This is a genomic window from Haloarcula argentinensis DSM 12282, from assembly GCA_000336895.1.
In the GTDB taxonomy this organism is placed as follows: domain Archaea; phylum Halobacteriota; class Halobacteria; order Halobacteriales; family Haloarculaceae; genus Haloarcula; species Haloarcula argentinensis.
Genome location: AOLX01000027.1, coordinates 138,741 through 156,932, shown reverse-complemented (window position 1 = coordinate 156,932; position 18,192 = coordinate 138,741). Strand labels below are relative to the sequence as shown.

20 protein-coding genes are annotated in these 18,192 nt (G+C 55.0%); 5 read left to right on the top strand and 15 right to left on the bottom strand.

The features are described 5' to 3' along the window. Positions 1-94 precede the first annotated feature (94 nt). Positions 95-3,883, bottom strand: a complete 3,789-nt coding sequence (locus C443_RS18590) for a DUF7289 family protein (protein ID WP_005538333.1) — start codon at positions 3,881-3,883, stop codon at positions 95-97. A 596-nt stretch (positions 3,884-4,479) separates the two neighbouring features. Continuing rightward, positions 4,480-5,508: a tyrosine-type recombinase/integrase gene (locus tag C443_RS18585; RefSeq protein WP_005538331.1), complete on the bottom strand. Its 1,029-nt coding sequence runs from the start codon at positions 5,506-5,508 to the stop codon at positions 4,480-4,482. Positions 5,509-6,139: 631 nt separating this feature from the next. Here C443_RS18585 and C443_RS22415 point away from each other — a divergent pair. From C443_RS22415 to C443_RS21335, 5 genes are all read left to right on the top strand, one after another. Continuing rightward, positions 6,140-6,463 carry a helix-turn-helix transcriptional regulator gene (locus tag C443_RS22415; protein WP_049944143.1) on the top strand — a complete coding sequence of 108 codons (324 nt, stop codon included), beginning with the start codon at positions 6,140-6,142 and terminating at the stop codon, positions 6,461-6,463. A 13-nt stretch (positions 6,464-6,476) separates the two neighbouring features. Further along, positions 6,477-6,770: a hypothetical protein gene (locus C443_RS18575; RefSeq protein WP_005538328.1), complete on the top strand. Its 294-nt coding sequence runs from the start codon at positions 6,477-6,479 to the stop codon at positions 6,768-6,770. Positions 6,771-6,808: 38 nt separating this feature from the next. After that, positions 6,809-7,306, top strand: coding sequence for a hypothetical protein (locus C443_RS18570; protein ID WP_005538327.1), 498 nt, complete (start codon positions 6,809-6,811; stop codon positions 7,304-7,306). A gap of 139 nt (positions 7,307-7,445) precedes the next feature. After that, a complete protein-coding gene (locus C443_RS18565; RefSeq protein ID WP_005538325.1) occupies positions 7,446-8,459 on the top strand; it encodes a hypothetical protein in 1,014 nt (337 codons plus the stop codon). A gap of 177 nt (positions 8,460-8,636) precedes the next feature. After that, on the top strand, positions 8,637-9,002 hold the full coding sequence (locus C443_RS21335) for a zinc ribbon domain-containing protein (protein ID WP_160163371.1): 366 nt from the start codon (positions 8,637-8,639) through the stop codon (positions 9,000-9,002). Between the two features lie 246 nt (positions 9,003-9,248). Here the strand turns inward: C443_RS21335 and C443_RS18560 are convergent, their stop codons facing one another. From C443_RS18560 to C443_RS21325, 13 genes are all read right to left on the bottom strand, one after another. Further along, the gene (locus C443_RS18560; protein ID WP_005538323.1) at positions 9,249-10,238 is read right to left on the bottom strand and encodes a hypothetical protein; all 990 of its coding nucleotides are present in this window, start codon (positions 10,236-10,238) and stop codon (positions 9,249-9,251) included. Continuing rightward, positions 10,231-10,527: a hypothetical protein gene (locus C443_RS18555; protein ID WP_005538321.1), complete on the bottom strand. Its 297-nt coding sequence runs from the start codon at positions 10,525-10,527 to the stop codon at positions 10,231-10,233. Before C443_RS18555 ends, C443_RS18560 begins: the two co-directional genes overlap by 8 nt. Continuing rightward, positions 10,520-11,353, bottom strand: a complete 834-nt coding sequence (locus C443_RS18550) for a hypothetical protein (RefSeq protein ID WP_005538319.1) — start codon at positions 11,351-11,353, stop codon at positions 10,520-10,522. The genes C443_RS18555 and C443_RS18550 overlap by 8 nt, the downstream gene beginning before the upstream one ends. Further along, positions 11,350-11,574, bottom strand: coding sequence for a hypothetical protein (locus C443_RS20955; RefSeq protein ID WP_005538318.1), 225 nt, complete (start codon positions 11,572-11,574; stop codon positions 11,350-11,352). The genes C443_RS18550 and C443_RS20955 overlap by 4 nt, the downstream gene beginning before the upstream one ends. Before the next feature lie 114 nt (positions 11,575-11,688). Continuing rightward, positions 11,689-11,904: a hypothetical protein gene (locus tag C443_RS20950; protein WP_005538317.1), complete on the bottom strand. Its 216-nt coding sequence runs from the start codon at positions 11,902-11,904 to the stop codon at positions 11,689-11,691. Positions 11,905-11,926: 22 nt separating this feature from the next. Beyond that, positions 11,927-12,088 (bottom strand): hypothetical protein, encoded by a 162-nt coding sequence (locus C443_RS21550; RefSeq protein ID WP_160163370.1) that lies wholly within the window; start codon positions 12,086-12,088, stop codon positions 11,927-11,929. Continuing rightward, positions 12,088-12,714 (bottom strand): hypothetical protein, encoded by a 627-nt coding sequence (locus C443_RS22490; protein ID WP_049944142.1) that lies wholly within the window; start codon positions 12,712-12,714, stop codon positions 12,088-12,090. Before C443_RS22490 ends, C443_RS21550 begins: the two co-directional genes overlap by 1 nt. 34 nt (positions 12,715-12,748) lie before the next feature. Then, positions 12,749-13,735: a hypothetical protein gene (locus C443_RS22485; protein WP_049944141.1), complete on the bottom strand. Its 987-nt coding sequence runs from the start codon at positions 13,733-13,735 to the stop codon at positions 12,749-12,751. Between the two features lie 353 nt (positions 13,736-14,088). After that, positions 14,089-14,487: a hypothetical protein gene (locus tag C443_RS18525; RefSeq protein ID WP_005538314.1), complete on the bottom strand. Its 399-nt coding sequence runs from the start codon at positions 14,485-14,487 to the stop codon at positions 14,089-14,091. Next, positions 14,484-14,855 (bottom strand): hypothetical protein, encoded by a 372-nt coding sequence (locus C443_RS18520; protein ID WP_005538312.1) that lies wholly within the window; start codon positions 14,853-14,855, stop codon positions 14,484-14,486. Before C443_RS18520 ends, C443_RS18525 begins: the two co-directional genes overlap by 4 nt. A 133-nt stretch (positions 14,856-14,988) precedes the next feature. Further along, entirely contained in the window at positions 14,989-15,723 is a 735-nt protein-coding gene (locus tag C443_RS21330; RefSeq protein WP_152423069.1) for a hypothetical protein, read from the bottom strand. 206 nt (positions 15,724-15,929) lie between these two features. Next, positions 15,930-17,696: a hypothetical protein gene (locus C443_RS18515; RefSeq protein ID WP_005538310.1), complete on the bottom strand. Its 1,767-nt coding sequence runs from the start codon at positions 17,694-17,696 to the stop codon at positions 15,930-15,932. Beyond that, positions 17,693-18,058 carry a hypothetical protein gene (locus C443_RS21325; protein WP_152423068.1) on the bottom strand — a complete coding sequence of 122 codons (366 nt, stop codon included), beginning with the start codon at positions 18,056-18,058 and terminating at the stop codon, positions 17,693-17,695. Before C443_RS21325 ends, C443_RS18515 begins: the two co-directional genes overlap by 4 nt. Positions 18,059-18,192 lie beyond the last annotated feature (134 nt).

Below are 18,192 nucleotides of genomic sequence, written 5' to 3'. Positions count from 1 at the left end.
CGCCGGCGTTCGAATCCTAAAAACCGCCATAATGCCTTGTCTGTGAACTACTGTCCACGAACGAGCGACTGCAGAAGGATGCCGCTGCGACCGTTTAGCTACCGAGTGTCACCGTGTCTGAGTCGACCGTAACCGGTGAGTCGTTTCCGGTTGCCCCGGTTTCGTCGACGTTCTTGAGATATATTTCGCCCGTCGCGGTGTCGGCCACGGTGCCGCTCGCTGTCTCGTCGTACACAGTCACCTCATAGGTGTAGTAGCCGGGGTCGAGATCGACGTCGTACCCCGCCCAGGCCGGGAACGGATCGGTATTGGTCAGGTCGCCGCTCCCGACGGTGACCATCTTGGAGCCTACGAAGGCGGTCGACCCGTCGCTTTTGTTCTTGATTGTGAGGTTCACTTCCCGCTCGTCGCCGACGGTTCCGTTATTGCGCACCTCTACAGTCATCCGCTGTGCGTGGCCGCGACGCTCGATTAGCTCTGAGGTGTTGTAGGTCTCCGCGCCAATGTTCACCGACTGCGTCTCGTTGACGACAACGTTCGACTCCCCCACGAAGAACGACTGCTCCGGGGATGTGGAGTTCGACGTTTCGGCGTAGTAGGTGTAGTTACCGCGGCTAGACGGCAGATCGAGCGTAAACTGCCGTGTTTCACCGGGCAATAGTATCGTCGATATCTTTTCTGAGTCGATGGTAGTGAACGATGGACTCGCGTCATCGTTGTTTTTGGCACGGAGGGAAACATTACCTGTACCGGCCTGGCCACCGACGTTGGTGATGTTGACGGTCGCAGTCGCGGTGTCGCCGCTGTCGATGACGCTCTGTCCACGGACTGAATCGACCTGCATGAACTTTTCTGACGTATCGCCAACACGTACGTTCCCGCTTGCCTTCTTCTGTGAACCTGCAATAGAGGCCGTGTATGGGTACTCTCCAGGAGTTTTTGAACTAGTCGGGAGCGTGAACGTGACGGTCTCGGTCTCACCAGGTTCAATTGTCGCTGACTTCGTTCCGGTACTGTTGCCATCGAAGCTACTTTTTAGAGTAACTTCACCGCTCTTTCCGCCGACGTTTATTACTTCGGCCGTCAGCGTCGCGTCAGTTGTCTGATCAACTTTGCTTGGGACGTTGACATCGATGAACTCGTACTCCGGACCCGTCTGTACGTCTTTTTCGATCGCATTGACTGTGAACAGGACAACGGCGTCGTTATAATCCGGGTCATCTGGTTCCGACGCGTTACTTGGATACGCGTTCTTTTTCGAGAGTTCGTACAGAAATGCACGCTCGCCATCACCCAATTGGAGGTATCCCGTGTCATTCACACGGCTGCCGAGAACATCTTGAATGTTACGTTGATATTCTGCAGCCTGTTTAAAAGATGGAAGTTCATCGCCATCATTCAGGATAACAAGATTCCGCTGGTTCTGTGTCTGGCTGACAGTAGTCGTATCATATCTATCCCAATCGCTACAGTACGCTGTAGCGTAATTCTCATCTGCGAGTTTGATTGAGGGGTCGGTGCGGGTATACCCGTCACAGTCATAGGCTGTTGCGAAGACTGAAACCTCCGTCCCAGGTTCGAACGAATCGGAGTAGGAGTACGGGTTCTCGTACGCGTCAGAGACGAGACGTTTCTCCGCATACGGACCGTTGATATCGCCGTTCTCGTACCCCCGCCAGAGTCCGATCGACCGCTGGCTGGACCCGTTGTCGACATACAACGACATCTGAACGGGTGCGTGGAAGATGTACGGACTCGAAAAACGTGGATTCGCGAGCCCTTCCAGATCTGCGCCCTTCAGTGCGACCGAAGCATTGACCGACTGCTGGATCGTGACTGTCGAGCCGTTCCCTTCGAGCAGCGAGTCCGGCTGGACGTACAGCGTCGCCTGTCGCGACCGGTTCGCCGTCGAGAACGTTAGCAAGTACTTGCCGGGCTTTCCAGGCGCTGTGACAGTCCGATTGAGCGTGACGCTTTTTCCGGGGGCGAGCCGTTCGTCCTCCGCAATGTGAGTCGTTCCGTTATACTCGACACGCAGTGTCTGTTTCCCTTCCGTGCCGCCAGTGTTCGCGACAGTGAACTCGACAGTCGTCTGGTTGTTCGGCGTAACGGGGTTCTGGACGTCCGCAGCAGTGATCTCGAACAGCGGCGGCGGCGATGAACCGACGACGAAGGACCCTGTCTGAGTGTCATCCGGTGTATCGACGACGTAGGTGTAATGCTGTGGTGACCCGACTGTTATCGGGCTACTGGTCACTGAAGCGGTCCCCGACTCGGTTCCTCGACGCGTACCGTTGAGGATAAGCGTCGTGTTCTGTGACGCAACAACGCTGCCAGACGTTGCGTTTTCGATACGGACTTCGACGTCGGTGGATTTCCGAATGTCGCCGGTGTTTTCGACCGTCGCTTCGACGGTCGCCGTATCCCCACTCTGCAATCCACCCGGCGGCGAGACAGACGAAATCTCGAAGACACCTGCGTCACCGACAATGAAGTAGTGACCGTCATCGGTGTGCTGCGAATATAGGTCATCCCCTGTCTCGACTTCTAGATCGTACGTCCCGTTCTCCGAAGTCGGCAGCGACGGACCGAAGTCGATGGTTCGGCTCTCTCCCGGATCGACCAGCACGCTTCGGGTCGCGCGTACCGTCCCGTTGACACGGAAGGCTACCTCCTGATCTGCGGTCATTTGCCCGGTGTTCGTGACCGTGACCGGGGCCGCTGGGACCTGATTCAGTCGTGCTGTTGCCGGAATCGAATTGCCAGTGACGTCCAGCGATGGCGTTCCGTGGGAGGACGCATACTTGATGATTTTGTAGTCTTCGTCCTGCTTTGACTCCACAGTGAAGTTGTGTGGCTTCGCAGTCGAGACGCTCAGCGACCGACTCACAGTGGTCGATTCGCCGCCGGCGAGGGTCACTGTCTCGTCCACCTCGCTTGGTGACCCCGACTGGTTGTGCTTCAGCGTGATGTCTTGCGTATCTTCCAAGCCCCCGGTGTTACGGACCGTCGCTGTTACGTCCGCCTTTCCGGGGTCTGACGGAACCGGCTTGACCGTGACATCCTCGACTTTGAACTTCGGGTTCGTCACATCGCCGAGTGCAAAGCGTATGTGAACGGTCTCTCCCGGTTTGACAGACGCCGGGGCCACCGTAACATACTGGTCATCGTAGGTACTCCGTGCCCAGTCCGCCCACGCGCGGGAATAACTACTGTTTTCGATCGTCAGTGTCGCGTTGGCGACCTGCGACGGAGTACACTCATAGCTGGGTGACGAAATTGAGCCGGTTCGTGCGTCCTCGTAAGACGCGTCAGTGAACAGGGCCATCTGCAGTGCCGCTTCGTGAGACCGCTTGGCCGTCGCGTTCGACTGAATCGCAACTGAACTCCCCTCGATCTGCTGCCCGGAGATATTCGCGAACGAGACCGACAGAGCCCCATTGTCGTAGTTCACTGCTGGAGGCGACGACATCGTCGCACCTGACTCGGTCATCCGCCAGACACCCCCGCCCTGGTAGCCGACCTGTTGGCCGTTCTCTTGATACCGAATCGTCTGCAACGAACGGTTCCCCGTTGAACAGGCCGAGCGGCCGTTCAACGTCAGGTTGTATGCCGCGTCGTCAGAGACGGCGACATCAGATCGAACCCGGTCGGGAATCTTGACTGACTCGTTTGTATCCGACCGCTGGAAGCTCTGATCGACCGACAGCAGCACCTCCTCAGCGAGCTCGACATTCGCATCGTCGTTGATATCTCCGATCGTCTGCTGCCCCACCTGAACGATCAGTACAGCACCGATAATGACTGCACTTGCCAACAACACCACACCCAGAACATGCGATACACCCCGGTCTCCAGCCCCCCGGCTGCCCCACTCGAACATATCCAATTACATACCAACTATTGCACATAAGTGTACTGTTTCAATCTATATTAATGATAGCTCAATCAGGGCCCGCCGACTTTGAACAGCATCTACTCAGTCCCAAACCAGCACGAATCTCACTATAGACGATTGGTTCAGTTACGTCTGTATTATGTTGACCAACGCTTCGATGATCATTCAGGATAATGTATTACCGTTTGTGCCATCTTCTATATGACAGTAGGGCTCTATCTCATGTTAACAGCAAACAAACAGCAGTTGGATTTGACTTCCTCACTGTTTGCATCTGGAGGATTAGGAGCAACCTACGAAGCACGTCTGGAATCAGTTCGAATGAGCCTGTGGAGAACGCGCAAGTATTGGCTCGCTCTTATTAATAGCTGAATGTATTCTTATATCGTTACTGAATGTGGTTGCAACTTCAATTATCTGGGGTGTGATAAAAGCCACCAGACCCCATCGCTAGCCCTTCTAACAGTGTTGGGGGGATTCTTCAATTGTGGCAGTAAAATAAGGATGGACTCGCCGGGTTGTTAGCCTATTCGAGGATGCGCGTTTCCTAGATTCATCCGCTGGAGTGTACTGGTGCTGAATCATGCGTCGTCGATGAACTCCCGTCGAACCTCCATCTTCTCGCGCTCGCTGCGCTGGTCGTAGTGCTGGTCGAGAACGTCGTTAGAGACGTTCATCCGATCCGAAACAACCTCTTCCGGCGTACCGTCTCGAAGGTGCTTCGTGATCGAACCGCGCCGGATACCGTGTGGAGATCGGGACGACGGACAACCACTGGCAGTGTCCCGAGTCATGTACTCACAGCTCTCCGGGTTCTCGCCGTGTGGACACTCGCCGACCATACAGGGCCGAGTCCACTGGTAGACGGTACTCCGGATAGGTGTCTCACTCAGACGGCCCTGGTTGCTGGTGATGAGCGGTTCCCGACCGTAGTCGTCAGTGACCGAATCTCGGTGATTCTCGATGTACTCCTGAATCACTTCAGCGTAGAAGTCACCGACAGCTATCGACCGCTCGGCAGCCCGTCCGTTCTTCAGTGGAGTTCCTGTTCCCGGGCGGTGTCGCAGCTGTAGGTACTGTCCGTCAGCGTCGAAGTCTCCCAGGTCAAGCGACCGGAGGCTACCGAGTCGGATACCAGTGTGCCAGAGGATTCCGAGTATGACGTGTTCGCGGGAAGCGTACTGGTAGCGGTTCAGGTAGTCAAGGATGGCTTCGGCGTGTTCGGTATCGAGTTTCTCATCTTTCGAGGCTTCCTCAGGGTCGACCTCCGGCAGCAACACCCGTTCACGCATTCCCTGTTCGACTGCGTCGATGCTGGCGCAGAATTCGAGGAACTTCCGTAGCGTAGCGAGAATGCCCCAAAGGGTGACCTTCGACACCTCACCGTATTCACTTCCTTTGCCCTGCCGACGCCAGACTCGGAACTCATGTAGATCGCGCCCAGTCAGATCGTTCATGTTCTCGATTCCCTTCGACTGGGTCCACTCGATGAACGAGTTCAGCCGGTACCGCTGATTCGTGAGGGACTTTTCAGATAGCTCCGGTTCCCGGTGATCTAGGTAGAGATTCACTGCGGTTGCCGGAGCTATCGGTTGGAGGTCGTCGCTCACGCTTCCTCCATCGGGGCAAGCAGCTGGCGGGCAGTCTCAAACGCATCGTCCTCCGCTGGTTTTTCGCCAAGTGGGTAGCCGTCACCGTCTCGACCCATCGCCTCGAGTATCTTCGAAACTGAGGGTGCAGGACCGTCGATGAGGAGTTTACGGCGGGCTTCGCAGGCAGCCGCGACCGCTTCAGCAGCATCAAGCGATTCATTTCGTCGCTGCTCGGTACTTCTGACAGACCGAGCATTCGGTCACAGTGCGGGCAGGAATGGCGGCGTTGGTGGGAAGTCGCGTCGGCGTACGAGTCGAACCGTTTCGAGAACTTACAATCTGGACACCGAACGCGGTACTCCGTACCCGGGCGAACAGCGGACTTTTGAGCAGGCGATTCGACTACTTCCGTGCGGGGAGTACTCCCCGTATCGGTTCCGTACGACATTGGTTTGCCGGGCGGAGCCACCTTCTGGGCCGTGTCCTAGCACGGCCCGGTTCTCGATGGCCGAGAGCCATCTACGGGCGGCCGTAGCAACACTGTTACCCGGAAAATGCATAAATGTATCGAACGGCTATATATGCCTAACTGGTAAGTAATTGTAGAAAAGAACTGAATTAGGTAGGAAGGATAGTATACGTTATTCAAATGCGTCTATCGGGTTCGTGGCAGAGTGTATGGGATGACCGTATCCTCGAATGGATACGAGAGAACGAGGGTACAGGGACGCCCAAAGTAGTCCACGACAGTGGGTTAGTTCGCGTGTCGAGAACTCAGATCGGCCGTCGGATGAAGAAACTCGCCGAGCATGGACTTCTGACCCACGTCGGGAATGGAGCCTACGTGATTACTGAAGAAGGAGAAGCGTATCTCGATGAGGAATACGACGCCGAGGAAGGCGTGTATCTTGATAGAGAGAATGACGCTTCCGAGCTGTCGACGCCAGCTGAACCAGAAACGAACGACGTGTGAGCAGTCCTCCACCATGACGATACGAAAGACCGCCCGTTGGCAGCAGTCTATCGACGACCGGATACTCGAACACTTGCGTGATGATTCGTGGTCCACAGCGAGCCAGATGGCAAAAAGAGACGGAATTCACGCGACAAAAGCGCAGATTCAGGACCGCTGCCGCGTTCTGGCTGATGCTGACCTCGTGGCGTTTCTGACGGAGGATCATGACTTGATAGAGCTGACCACTGAGGGTGAGCAGTATTTAGAGGGTGAGGTTGATGTCGAACTCTATCCGTACCCGCGCCATCCCCGACTCATGGAATAACCAGCAAAATAAAAATAAATAGATGAAATAACGGTTCTATGGGAATACTCGCTATTCTTCAGACGGTGGGAAGTTTACTTACTGGCTTAGGTGCGGCATTCGTATTTTTACAATTCCGTCAGCAGAATATGCAATTTGTCACAGAGTTTGAAGATGGATTAACTAAGGAGTACAGAGAGATTGTTCAGGACTTGCCTGTCAAAGTAAGGGCCAGTGAAGACGTAGATTGGGAACAGAATAAACAAGATATTTACAGATATATCGACTTGTGCAACGAACAAATATTCTTGAGACAGAATGGACGAGTTAGCAAAGAAACTTGGAAAAGTTGGCAGGAGGGAATGGAGTCAAATATACAAGAAGGTGTTTTTAATAGTGGATGGGAAAATATAAAATCTAATACTGATTCATTTGATGAACTAAAGCGAGTGGAAAAGGAAGACTGGGATACAGACCCGTACCACTGGGAAAATATCAGGTATGGAGAAAAGCTCTGGAGATGGATAATGGGAAGACGGAGAAAGAGACCATTTTAAATTGGAGGCCCATCACTCACATCGATTTTGTGTTGTTGTCGATCTATTTATGATGACTAAATCTCATGACCGCGGTATCCTCAACTCATAGAGTGAATTAAGGGAAATCTTCTTAGCGGCTGAAACAACTGAATGAGTTGTGTATCAATTCTGCCCTGATGAGGTCGATCAGAATCGCGCCCACCACCAAGCGGTCAAGCAAGGTGCAGACGACGTTGATGTAAAGCGAATCGGGAACCTTGGAGAGATAGCATTCGAGCAGTTCTGCCGTGAATACCTTCCAGCAGAGATGTGGGAGTGGGAAAATGAAGAAGCCATGCGACGCTGCAACCCGGAAAGTTTCTCTGGCCACGATTTCGAAGTATTCGGCTACGAGATTGATGTGAAGACCTCCCGCGACGTGTCTGCATTTCTCCCCGAAACGCTCGTCGAGAACGACTCCGAAGATGATATCATTGTCATGGTCTGGCACCGCGACAACGAAGATAGCCTAATGCTACTCGGTTGGGAGCACGTTGATACATTGAAATCGAAGGTCGAGACAGAGGAGCAATTCTCTGGGAACTCGCCCGACAAGCTTGAACATCTTGCAACGAGGCCGATGAACGACCTGCGGAATCTCGGGCCGAACACTGCGAATATGAATCAGAAACCACAGAATCCATTCCAGCCGGGAGATCGCGTTCAGAAGCGCGAAGATGAAGATGCGTCCGTGGGGGTAGTTGTTGAGGTCCTTCCTCCAGAGACACAGGTCAAGCTGTACGGGCAGGAACTCGATGGCGAAGCCGTACGGGTTGCCTTCCCAAGTTCACTGGATGAAGGTCCCGGCGACTGGCGCGATATCTCACCGGCCCTTCTATCCTCATACTGTGACGATCAAGATATCAGCCTCTACACCTACAAACACGAGAATCTGAAATTTGCCGAGAATCCGTACACAGTAGGAGACTATGTTATCAAATCTTCACACGATGACCCGAACTTGGCAGTCGTAGTTGAGGTAGATGGATACGATGTCACTGTCGTGTATGAGGGGCCGAAGGGTGATGAAGTCGCTCCGGCGAACCTCCCCGATTACTGCGAGGATGAAGACCTGTCTTTGTATGAGTACACTGAGGAAGAACTCCAGTTCGCCAACTTAGCTAATCTCTAGTAAATCGATATAAAGCAGCTAGCATAGTGTTTAGCAACCAAACAGAGAGTGAGTATCCTAGGGGCTCTACAAATTCTCGCCGACAGACAGTTTGTTTCCCCTTCTACGATCGGAATATCATGACAGAGTAGTGTAGGTTACCACAAGCTATTACCTCGGATATCTCATATGAGGTACATGGTAAGTTTCGTAGTTTACGTAGTAATTGGATTAACAATTCAGTCCATATTAGCGATGTTTGTTGCCGGAGATGCCTCCGATAGAGGCCTTAATAGTCAATTTTGGGGAGCGTTTACGTTCATTTTCGGAATCGCCGGAATTGTAATCTATCTTTTATTACGACCCAGTAGCGACCCTGACATCATCTATGTCTGTCAAGAGTGCCGCACCGAAAATCCCGAACAGAACAATTTTTGTTCGGAGTGTGGGACTGAACTGAAGACAAGACAATCAGAAGGCAAGCATCAGCCAGATGATGAAACTGAAAAAAAGGGAAGCATGAGCATCATTGAAGCTGTCAAATCTGGTTTTGGAATGCGGTGAAGGCCCCAATCAAGTGTCCAGAGAGAGATCGCACACAGAGTTCTAATGAGTTTCCGCACTGGGATTGCCCCCGTCGCTCCGCTCGGGGGCGTGCGCTCACAGGCTCGCTCGGCCCCCCATGTGAGGGGGGCGCTTCGCGTCGCCGTTCGCTTGTGGCGTTGGTGTAATCAGCAGGCACACCGTGGCCGGACCCTGAAAGCGGTGGGTCGGCGGGTGGGTGGGCGACGGGGTTACGAAGATCGTCGGCTACGTTGTTGGACCGAGTTCTTCCAGTCGGTCGCCAAAGTGGTTCCAGTCATCGAAGCCGTGCCATACATCGGGATCAAGGTTCCACTTCCAAGATGCCACGTCGTCAGGGTCGTAGCTGTGCAACGTTGGTTCGAGATCGGTCAGGTCCGCATCGAACAGCGGGGAATCAGGCCGATCAGCGTCACCGTCCCAATTGGTGTAGAACTCGACGACATCTGGAGCTGATTTCCAGAAGGCCAGATTTGTCAGGCGCTTGCACTCGGGGACGACGTCTTTCCCGGTGTGGCCGACAGCACCGACAACCTCAACGCCGAGTTTGCTCATGGCCTTCAGCGCAGGGGCGTACTGGGTACTCACTTCGCGGCTGTAGACACGAGCGTCCATGTAGCGACTGGCTTCGTCAAGGACGAACGTTTTCGGAACGTCGCGGTTTTCGACGAGGAGCGTCATCAGCTCGTGCATCGAGGAGACGTAGCGGTCAGCGCCTTCCCAGGTCTTGGAGTTCGAGATGACCAGCACGTCGTCCCAGACAGCACGGGCCATATCCGAGGCGAGCAGGAACATCGTGTTCGTCTTTCCAGTGTTGGGTCGGCCCGCAGCGAGAACCGTCGTCAGCGTCCCGTCGGCTTCGAGCCGATCCATCAGGCGAGCGGTCACCGTCAACGACGACGCGTCGAGTTCTTGCTCAGTAATACCGACGAGGTAGGAAGCGAGCGACCCGTTTCCGTTCTCGATTGCGCGAGTAGCCGCTTCGGTGTGATATTTAGCCTGGAGAACGTCGGAGAGCGCGGTTTGCCCGAAGGACCGGGAACCGCTCACCTCAGCACCACGGTCAAAGAGCGACGAGACGAACGACAGGGTCGCCTGGTCAGCGTCATCAGCCACGACACCGGTATGTTCGTGCAGGGACTCACCGCCATCGATGTTCCCAGCAACGACCTCGTTGAGCTTGGCCGCCGTCAGCAGCCTCTCATCGGAGTCAGTCATCAGCTGGCACCTCAACAGATTCAGTATTGTCCTCTACAAGCTGATCCCGGAACGCGTATGCGAAAGCGACCAGCGGTAGCGCCACCGACAGCACAGGGAGATGGTCAGGAACAGGACGATACGCAGCTTGGTATGCCTGTTCACCGGCGCGATACGTCACATCGACCGGTACATCGAGTGCCTGCGGTGGGACTGCCCACAGGCCAGCCCAGTAGCCAGCGACGAAGGTTACAGCAGCAGTTACCACAACAATACTCTTCTCACGATGGGTTAGGTTGAGTTCAATCATCAGCGGAAACACCTCCGTCACCAGCACCAGCGAGGTCGGCGAGATCCTGGTCGAGATCGACGCGGACGCCCGGAACATCAGACTCCGGAGACTCATCGTCCTCGGCAGCGCGGATCTTTCGGTCAAGGCCGAACTGTTCGATAGCCGAATCTATCTCGTCGGTCAGTGCGTCACCCTCGTCCGGCAATGTTCCGCGCTCGAACGTCGACACGATACGGAGAACCGCCTTTCTGGTGGCGTTGCGGATGATCGTGAACGCCTGGGCTTCGATTGCGAAGCCACGCTTGGCGTCGGCTTCGAGCTGGCCGCGACACTCTTCGACGGCTTGGAGTGTTCGCATCAGCTCGCGGTCGGAGAGCGTGCCACGCCAGCAGCCGTCGACGGCCTGGGCTTCGAGATCGACGTTCTTGCCGAAGGCGAGGTTCGGACTCACCCAGTCAAGTTGCCCGTCCTCGACGGACCACTCGCGGAACCGTTGTCCAGGTGTCCGGAAGATACCGCCTTTGGTGTGGCGTGCATCGATGTCGACGAGCCAGACGTAATTCGGGTCCCAGAGCAGCGACCGGACTTTCTTGCCGGTTGGTCGCCCGACCAGCGGAATCGTCACAAGCGCACAGAGTCCGATCAGGCGCAGGCTCCGAGGGAGTTCGTAACCGAGTATCGATGCGATGACGAACAGGACGATGCCGACACCCGAGGCGATCAACAGCAGATTCTCCGTGAACCACCGGAACAGTCGATAGGTCCGACTGTGATCCGGGCCGGGTTCGGCGTTGTGCGCCATCTCGTCACGGTCGAGATCGGGATTACTCTCGTCGTCGGTCATGCCAGTCGCTCACCTCGTTGGGCTGACCCGATCTTCGCAGAGACGGCTTCGTACAGGACGGCAATCACGACGCCGAGCGCACTGCCAAGGGCAGCGTTGCGAACGTCCTCACCGCTCCACGGACCGGTGATGATGAACGAATTGGGCTTGCGGAGGTAGTGGAAGCGCTGCTGTTCGATGGACTGCTCAGTCCAGAGCGTGACACCACCGCTGGATGGCACTCGAACAGTTGTGGTCGTATCCGCGTCAACGACAGCCGCACGGAATGAGACACTGCCAGCTTCCGACCCATCGTCGACCTGCGGAGCGACACTGACGACCTTGTACTCGTCCGATCAGAAGTCGATCATCATCTGGCCGTCCTCGTAACGATAGCCTGTGACCACCACGTTCTCGTCAACGACGAGTTCGACATCGCTGGGTGCGCCATCCGGTGCAGAGACGTTTGTCGAGGTCGCCGTCTTGTTCGTTGTTTCCTGCGCTGCTGCTGGTGCAGCGAGAGCGATACAGCTGACGATCAGTATGAGGAGTATGGGCGTACGTGGGTTCATGCTCGAAAAATACGCGTGTTGGTCACCAGAACCAGCCGAGCGAAGGTTCTGGGAGCCAGGACGATACCAGATCGATGGCTGGCCCCATCACATCGACGGCCCCCGAAAGTTGCAGCGCGACGAGTGCGACTATGACGAGCCACACGTCCCGAGGGACCAGCTTGAGAGCCAGCCAGTAGACCATCAGTTGTTCCCTCCCGTTCGCCGCTGGCTCACGGCATAGAGTGCGCCAACGCTGACCAGTACCAGCACGAGTGAGGAGGATGAACCACCAAGCAGGCCACCGCCAGCCGAGCCACGAAGGTTCTGCTCACGCGCCTCGATCTCCGCTCGCTTCCGCGCAAGATCCTCGTACTGCTGTTTCAATTCGGTTACGTTGGTTGTCTCGTAGGTGGTTTTCTGGATAGTGACGTTCTGGACGGTCTGGCCGTCCGTCGTAGTGATCTTGTTCACCGTGAAGTTACTCTGTAGCTCGACAATTCGATCACTAGTGACGACGTACTGCGTACCGCCAATCTGGTATGGGTTGTAAGTAGAACCGTTCTCGAACTGCCCGCTGGCAGGATTCTCCTGTGAAAACAGAACGCCCTGGTACTGCTTTCCAGATTCAGTGGTGATGTTGAAGCTCCCGATCTGGTCGAAGTTCTCCGGGGAGTTCTGTCCCATTAGGGTCAACTGTGCGGCGGTCCAGCCCTGGAAGTCATCGCCTGCGGACTGCTGGGACGCCAAGACGTATGGGTCCACGAGGTCGCCACTGTTGATTTCGCCGTTCTGATAGGCGCTATACGTGTTTTCAGCTAGCGTGTCCATGTCGTTTTGCACCTGCGTGTTCTGTGACTCTATTTCAGCCCACCGAGTGCCGTAATCGTCGAAGGTCAACGCTGAGAGGTCGTTGTTTGGAGTCTGGTGCGCGAACCATAAGGGCTGAAACCTCTAGTTCGCGTCCATCCGTGTCCGTAAACAGGAGTGGCCCCGTCTGTGTCGGGACGACTGTCTTAGTCGTCGGTGAGCCAGCCGACGACGGTTGCCCCTCAATTTTGATTCCAGTCACAGATGCGGACGTGCCATTAACGAGCGAGAGGGTCGATTTGGAGGTTCCGAGGTATGTCTGATGATTATACTCTTCCGAATCAATCGCGTTATACGCAAATCCAACGTCTGTACCGTCGTCGGCGGCTGTCGAGTCTGTTACCCCCGACTCAGAAGCCGCCGTACTGTGCAGATAATCGTAATTTGATACCTGAATGTCCCACTCGTTTATGAGGTTCTGCTGTTTGACGGCGTAGTAGTCTGCTACTGCTGATTTAGCCTCAGTCTTGGCCGCGGATTTGCTACTGCCGTTGTTCAGGGCACGGATGTATGCGTTCTTGCCGATAATCCGGGCCTGAGTCTTTGTATCGGACAGATAGTTATCCAGCGTAGTCTGGTAGTTCTGCGACCGAGCCTTGCTGTTCTGTGCGCTCTGGTATATGTCGGTATTGACCTGCTGAGCATCTGTACCGGTAGTATTGACGGTCGTGGAATCTGGTAGACCGGTCCGGTCCAGTTGCACGACCTGCGGCATGACCGATTCCCCGATTTGCTCACTGATTTCGTACTGGAAACCGGGGTCTCCGCCCGTGTCTCCGAGGAATTTGCCGTCATCGCCCGGCTTCCATGCATTCGTGACGCCGCCTTTCGACATGGACACCGGCCCATCAGCGCCTTCGACGCGGATGGTGAAGGACTTATATGCACCAGCGTTTCGGAAGTGTGCGCTGTTGTGAGAGCCACTGACGGTCTTTTTCAGAATCGCCGTGTTGTCGCCAGCGGGTGATTCATCGGTAATCACAGTGATGGTAGTCTCTGAGGACACATNCCAGCGTTTCGGAAGTGTGCGCTGTTGTGAGAGCCACTGACGGTCTTTTTCAGAATCGCCGTGTTGTCGCCAGCGGGTGATTCATCGGTAATCACAGTGATGGTAGTCTCTGAGGACACATCGAACAGGTCAATCTTGACCTTATGTGGGCCTGTCTCGAAGGTTTTCGTCACCGGGCCGGAGTCCGTAGCCGTCTCCGTCGACTGTGCCAGCGCGGGGCCGACTCCAGTAACGACGGTCGACAGGACGAGCAGGCCAGCCAGCAGGATCGAGCGTGCGTGACTCATCGTGGTTCACCTCCGAAAGAATAGCGTCGTATCATCGGTTTACTGAACAGCGACTCCCCAGGAGACGACCGTGGCGAGGAACGCCAGCTGCATCCCGAGCGGGTCGCCGAGGGAAGTGAGGAAGTCGTTCACCGCTGGCAGATACTCATTGCCGAGGATGACAGCGGGACCCAGTGCAATGGCGATCTTCTCCCAGTCCTCGTAATACTCGAACTGCTTCGTCTCGGAGCTGGCAAACGCCGCAGCGAAGGCCCCGAGCGAAATCAGCAGCGAGTGCTGTGTTGTCAGTGTGTACGACAGCCACGGGAGTTCGACCGTGGTGATGCCGCCGAACTGGTAGAGGCTGGCCGCGACGAATGCCACCGACAGCATGGCGGGCAGACTACGGATGTTCATGTAGTCGCTCACCATGCCGCTCGCGCGACTCTGGTAGCTCATTCAGGCCCTCCGGCAGGGAGTTCCCGGACCTTCCAGATGTCGTACTCCTGTTCCTCGCCGTCCTCGTTCGTGAACGTACTCGTCTGTTCGGTGTGCTTGATGCCGACCACGTCGCCCTCACCGAGGTCGTTGTCGTCGAGCGCGTTGTCGATCTGGCTGTTCGACCACATTGCGACTACGTCGCCGATGCCACGGGCCAACTCGATGACAGTCGTGTCGTACTTGCCGCAGTTGGGCGAGAGTTCCCGAATCTCACCGACGACCGATTCGCCGGGTTCGAGATCTATCCACTCCGAATCGTAGTCGTCAGAAGTGCTGTTGTCGACCGGTTCGAGATCGTCGAAGGATGGCGTCTCTTGGGTTGCCATGCATTCGAGAAAACTAGTGGTGGGTACTTAACTAGCAATACAGCCGGAGTGAAAGTAAAAACAGGTATTAGAGCGGCTGTAAATACGTTTGAGTGGAATATCTTACCACATATAGACACTTCACAAGTTCCCTTTAATTGGAAGAGTTCTCAGCTTCCCCGGAGTCTATTGGGGACTCTGGGATTGAATTTTGCGTCTCAGAAATCTTTCTCCACAAAAAATACAATGAAGATACAAGACCTACCAACCAGATTAATGTTATAACCACTGGCTCAATAATCGTGAATACGTCTGGAGTTCTCAGTGTGAGTCCTGTCTGATGGAGAAGAGAATAGAGTATGGGTGATGAAACAGAGAACAAGATAGGGAATACGGTCCATTTCAGTGATTCCTTCAGCTGCTGTGGGTCTGAAGCTTCAAACTCTTCTATCAAATTTTCTCTTTCTTTTTGGAGCTGTTCAAGATCCTTTTTAAACTCAAGATACATATTCTCATTCATATCATATTTTTCTCGATCATAGATATTCCAAAGTGCTTCAATTACCATATTAGCTGCATCATATTCGGACGTATCTACGGGAACAGAGCCAAGACCTCGATCAGGAGTTAGCTCAGAAATTAATTCCTCCCAGCGGTTTTCTAACACCTCTGTATGGTACTCGGTGATTTGATCTCTTGAAAGATCTCTGTGGGTTATCATTGCTTCAAATGCATCTTGCAAAGATACGTTGTCTGGGTCTGGATCCCAATCTCTTCCAACATCGAATTCAATGAAATTGTCTACGTGAGATTCAGCATCCTCCCTATTCCATCGATCTTCAGTTGATTCTAAAAGATGTTCATGCACATCATGCCGTTCATCAATCACTTCTAGCTCAGTATTGATAGATTGCATTCTCGTGACCAAACGACTTCTTTCAGCTCGAAGGCTGGATAGCCGATTTACAAGATAAGCAGTAAATATACCAACGAATACACTGGCTGCAGTAGCCAATCCAGTATAATATTGTAGTAATGACATAGCTTAGAATTTCGTTCGTCTAAAGAAAAAATTATTATCGATGTTTTTCACACTCATTCCACTTGGGCCATATCGTAATTTTGTGGTCTAATACAACTACTGGGGAGATCCCAGTATGCGTACGCCCCAATATAGTCGATCACACGCTGAAATGTCACTTCCTCGGGCAGTGTTGAACGTACCTGCGGCTGTTCAACGTCGGCAATCGCCCGCTTTACCGCAGATTCGAGATCGTCGAGGTCATTCCACTGTCGACGGGCGAGGTCGTCTCGAATCTCTCGCTCACTGGCAGCCTGCACAGAGTCGAGCGAGCACCAACGAACAGTCTGCCGAACGTCGGAGTCGTGCAAGTGATCGTTCGGGTCGATACCCTCGGTGATTGGCTTCGAGCAGGACCAGAAGCGCCGGTTCGTCACCCAGTAGAGCGCGAGTTTCCACGTCGCCGCTTTGTCGACGAACGCCTCACGTTCGTCGTCGTCGGGTTCCTCGAACGATTCAGTGGCGTCGAGCAGTGAGCCGAACGTCGCGCTCAGGTACTTGCCGAGGTATGCGCCAGCTGTAGATTCCATCGACTGTTCATCGTCGTCGAAATCGATCAGCTCGTGCGCTCGCGTTCGTTCACGAACCCACTCGTCAGTGTGTTCGTGATCACCGAAGCGGTACCAGTCGACGAAGCCTTCGTCAGTGTCGAAGTTGGCGTCGAGGTCATCTAGGTCGTCACGATAGACGAGCGGGTAGGTGTCGACGATCCGCCCCTGTCCGTAGTCGGACCACTTCGCCGAGATCTCCTGTTTGTCGCAGAGCCACGGCAGGCCGTCGGACTCGCGGGTGGGCACGTCGAAAAACAGCACGTGCAGGTGTGGATAGCCCTTCTCCGTGAACTCTAAGGCCTTGATATAGTCCGGGCGACAGCGGGGACGACCGGTCACGTCATCGGCGAGATCGGGCCGCCAGTTGCGCCCGTCCGAGCTGCGAGTGTCGGCCTTCGTCGACGGATCGGAGTCAAAGTACGAAAGGAGTCGATTGAAGTTTTCGTTGATACTATCGATCGCGTCTAGCAGGGAGTCGTGCTGTTTTGGGTCGGTGGTCAGCGTGGTGAGTACGGCATTGTCGGCGTGATCGTAACCGTATTCGAGAGCGCCGTTGAAACGCGCGAATTGCTTGGAGATGCGCCCGGAGTCGTTGAAGCGGGTCTTGTAGTCCTTCGTCATCCGCTTGGTGGTCTTGTCACCAGTGCGACCGACGAAGTGAACGTCGAACAACAGACGGTAGTCTTTGATCCGATTGAGGTAGGATGTAAAACCGTCCACCAGCAATTTCCGAAGGTCCTCGTCGACAGAATCGACCTTAGTGAGGTAGTTGCGGAGGAATTCACGATCGTACGTAACGCCCTCTGCGTTGGCCGTTTGAGTAATGCCTTCTGATATCAAGTCAAGAAGGCGGAGGGTCGGGGTGACCATCAGAACGCCAGCAGAGCGTGATTTACGCACGTACGGCTGGTCAGGGGCTACGAGGTCGTCGACGAAGCGGTAGACAAACTGGTAGTCCGGGTCGGAGCCTTCGACGCGCTCGCAGGCGTCCGGTGCGACTCCTTTCACTGCATAGGAAACGACGTGAGACAGCGGCGTGCCTTCGGGATGTGCCGCTATGAACTTCGCAACGCGAACGCGGTCGGTATCACGTTCTGTGAGTGCGCCGTCGATCAGTGGCCCGTGGCCGAGAAGATCGCGGTCGTTGAGGAGATCTGCCAAGACGGGGGTGTTACATCTATCGGCGAGGTCGAGACCACTCAAATGACCGGGCGGTTCGACGACGCTCATTTTCGACCATCAGTCTGGGCTACGGCGTCGCTGTCGCCCTGCAAATCCCACCGACGATTCCCTTCACCCTCCGGATTCGGGGGGAAAGCTCGGGCCTCCGGGTCGACCCACGAAGGGGCGCTTCCAGCTGGTCGAGCTGGTGCGGAGTGCGATTGGCGCTCGTCCTCCGTTCCGGGATGCTCGCTTCGCTGCGTTTCCGGGCGGACCAGCTCTCCCGTGCCCTCGCTTGTGGTGTCGGTCGAGGGCACATCGAAGCAATCCTTGCACCGGTTCGCTCGCGTCGCTGGATGGTCCTCCCGGTTGATGCAGTTGCTATGGCAGGTGGGACACCAGTACGCGACGTAAGCCGACCAGTCCGTCATCGAATCACCTGCCCCTCTTTCGAGACGGCGGTAACGCCGGGGTCGTTGAGGCGATCCAGAGCGACCGAGCAGCGAGCGCAGGGGGCAGGTACGAGTTCCGACGCGCTACTATCGCACCAGCGACAGCGCGGGCG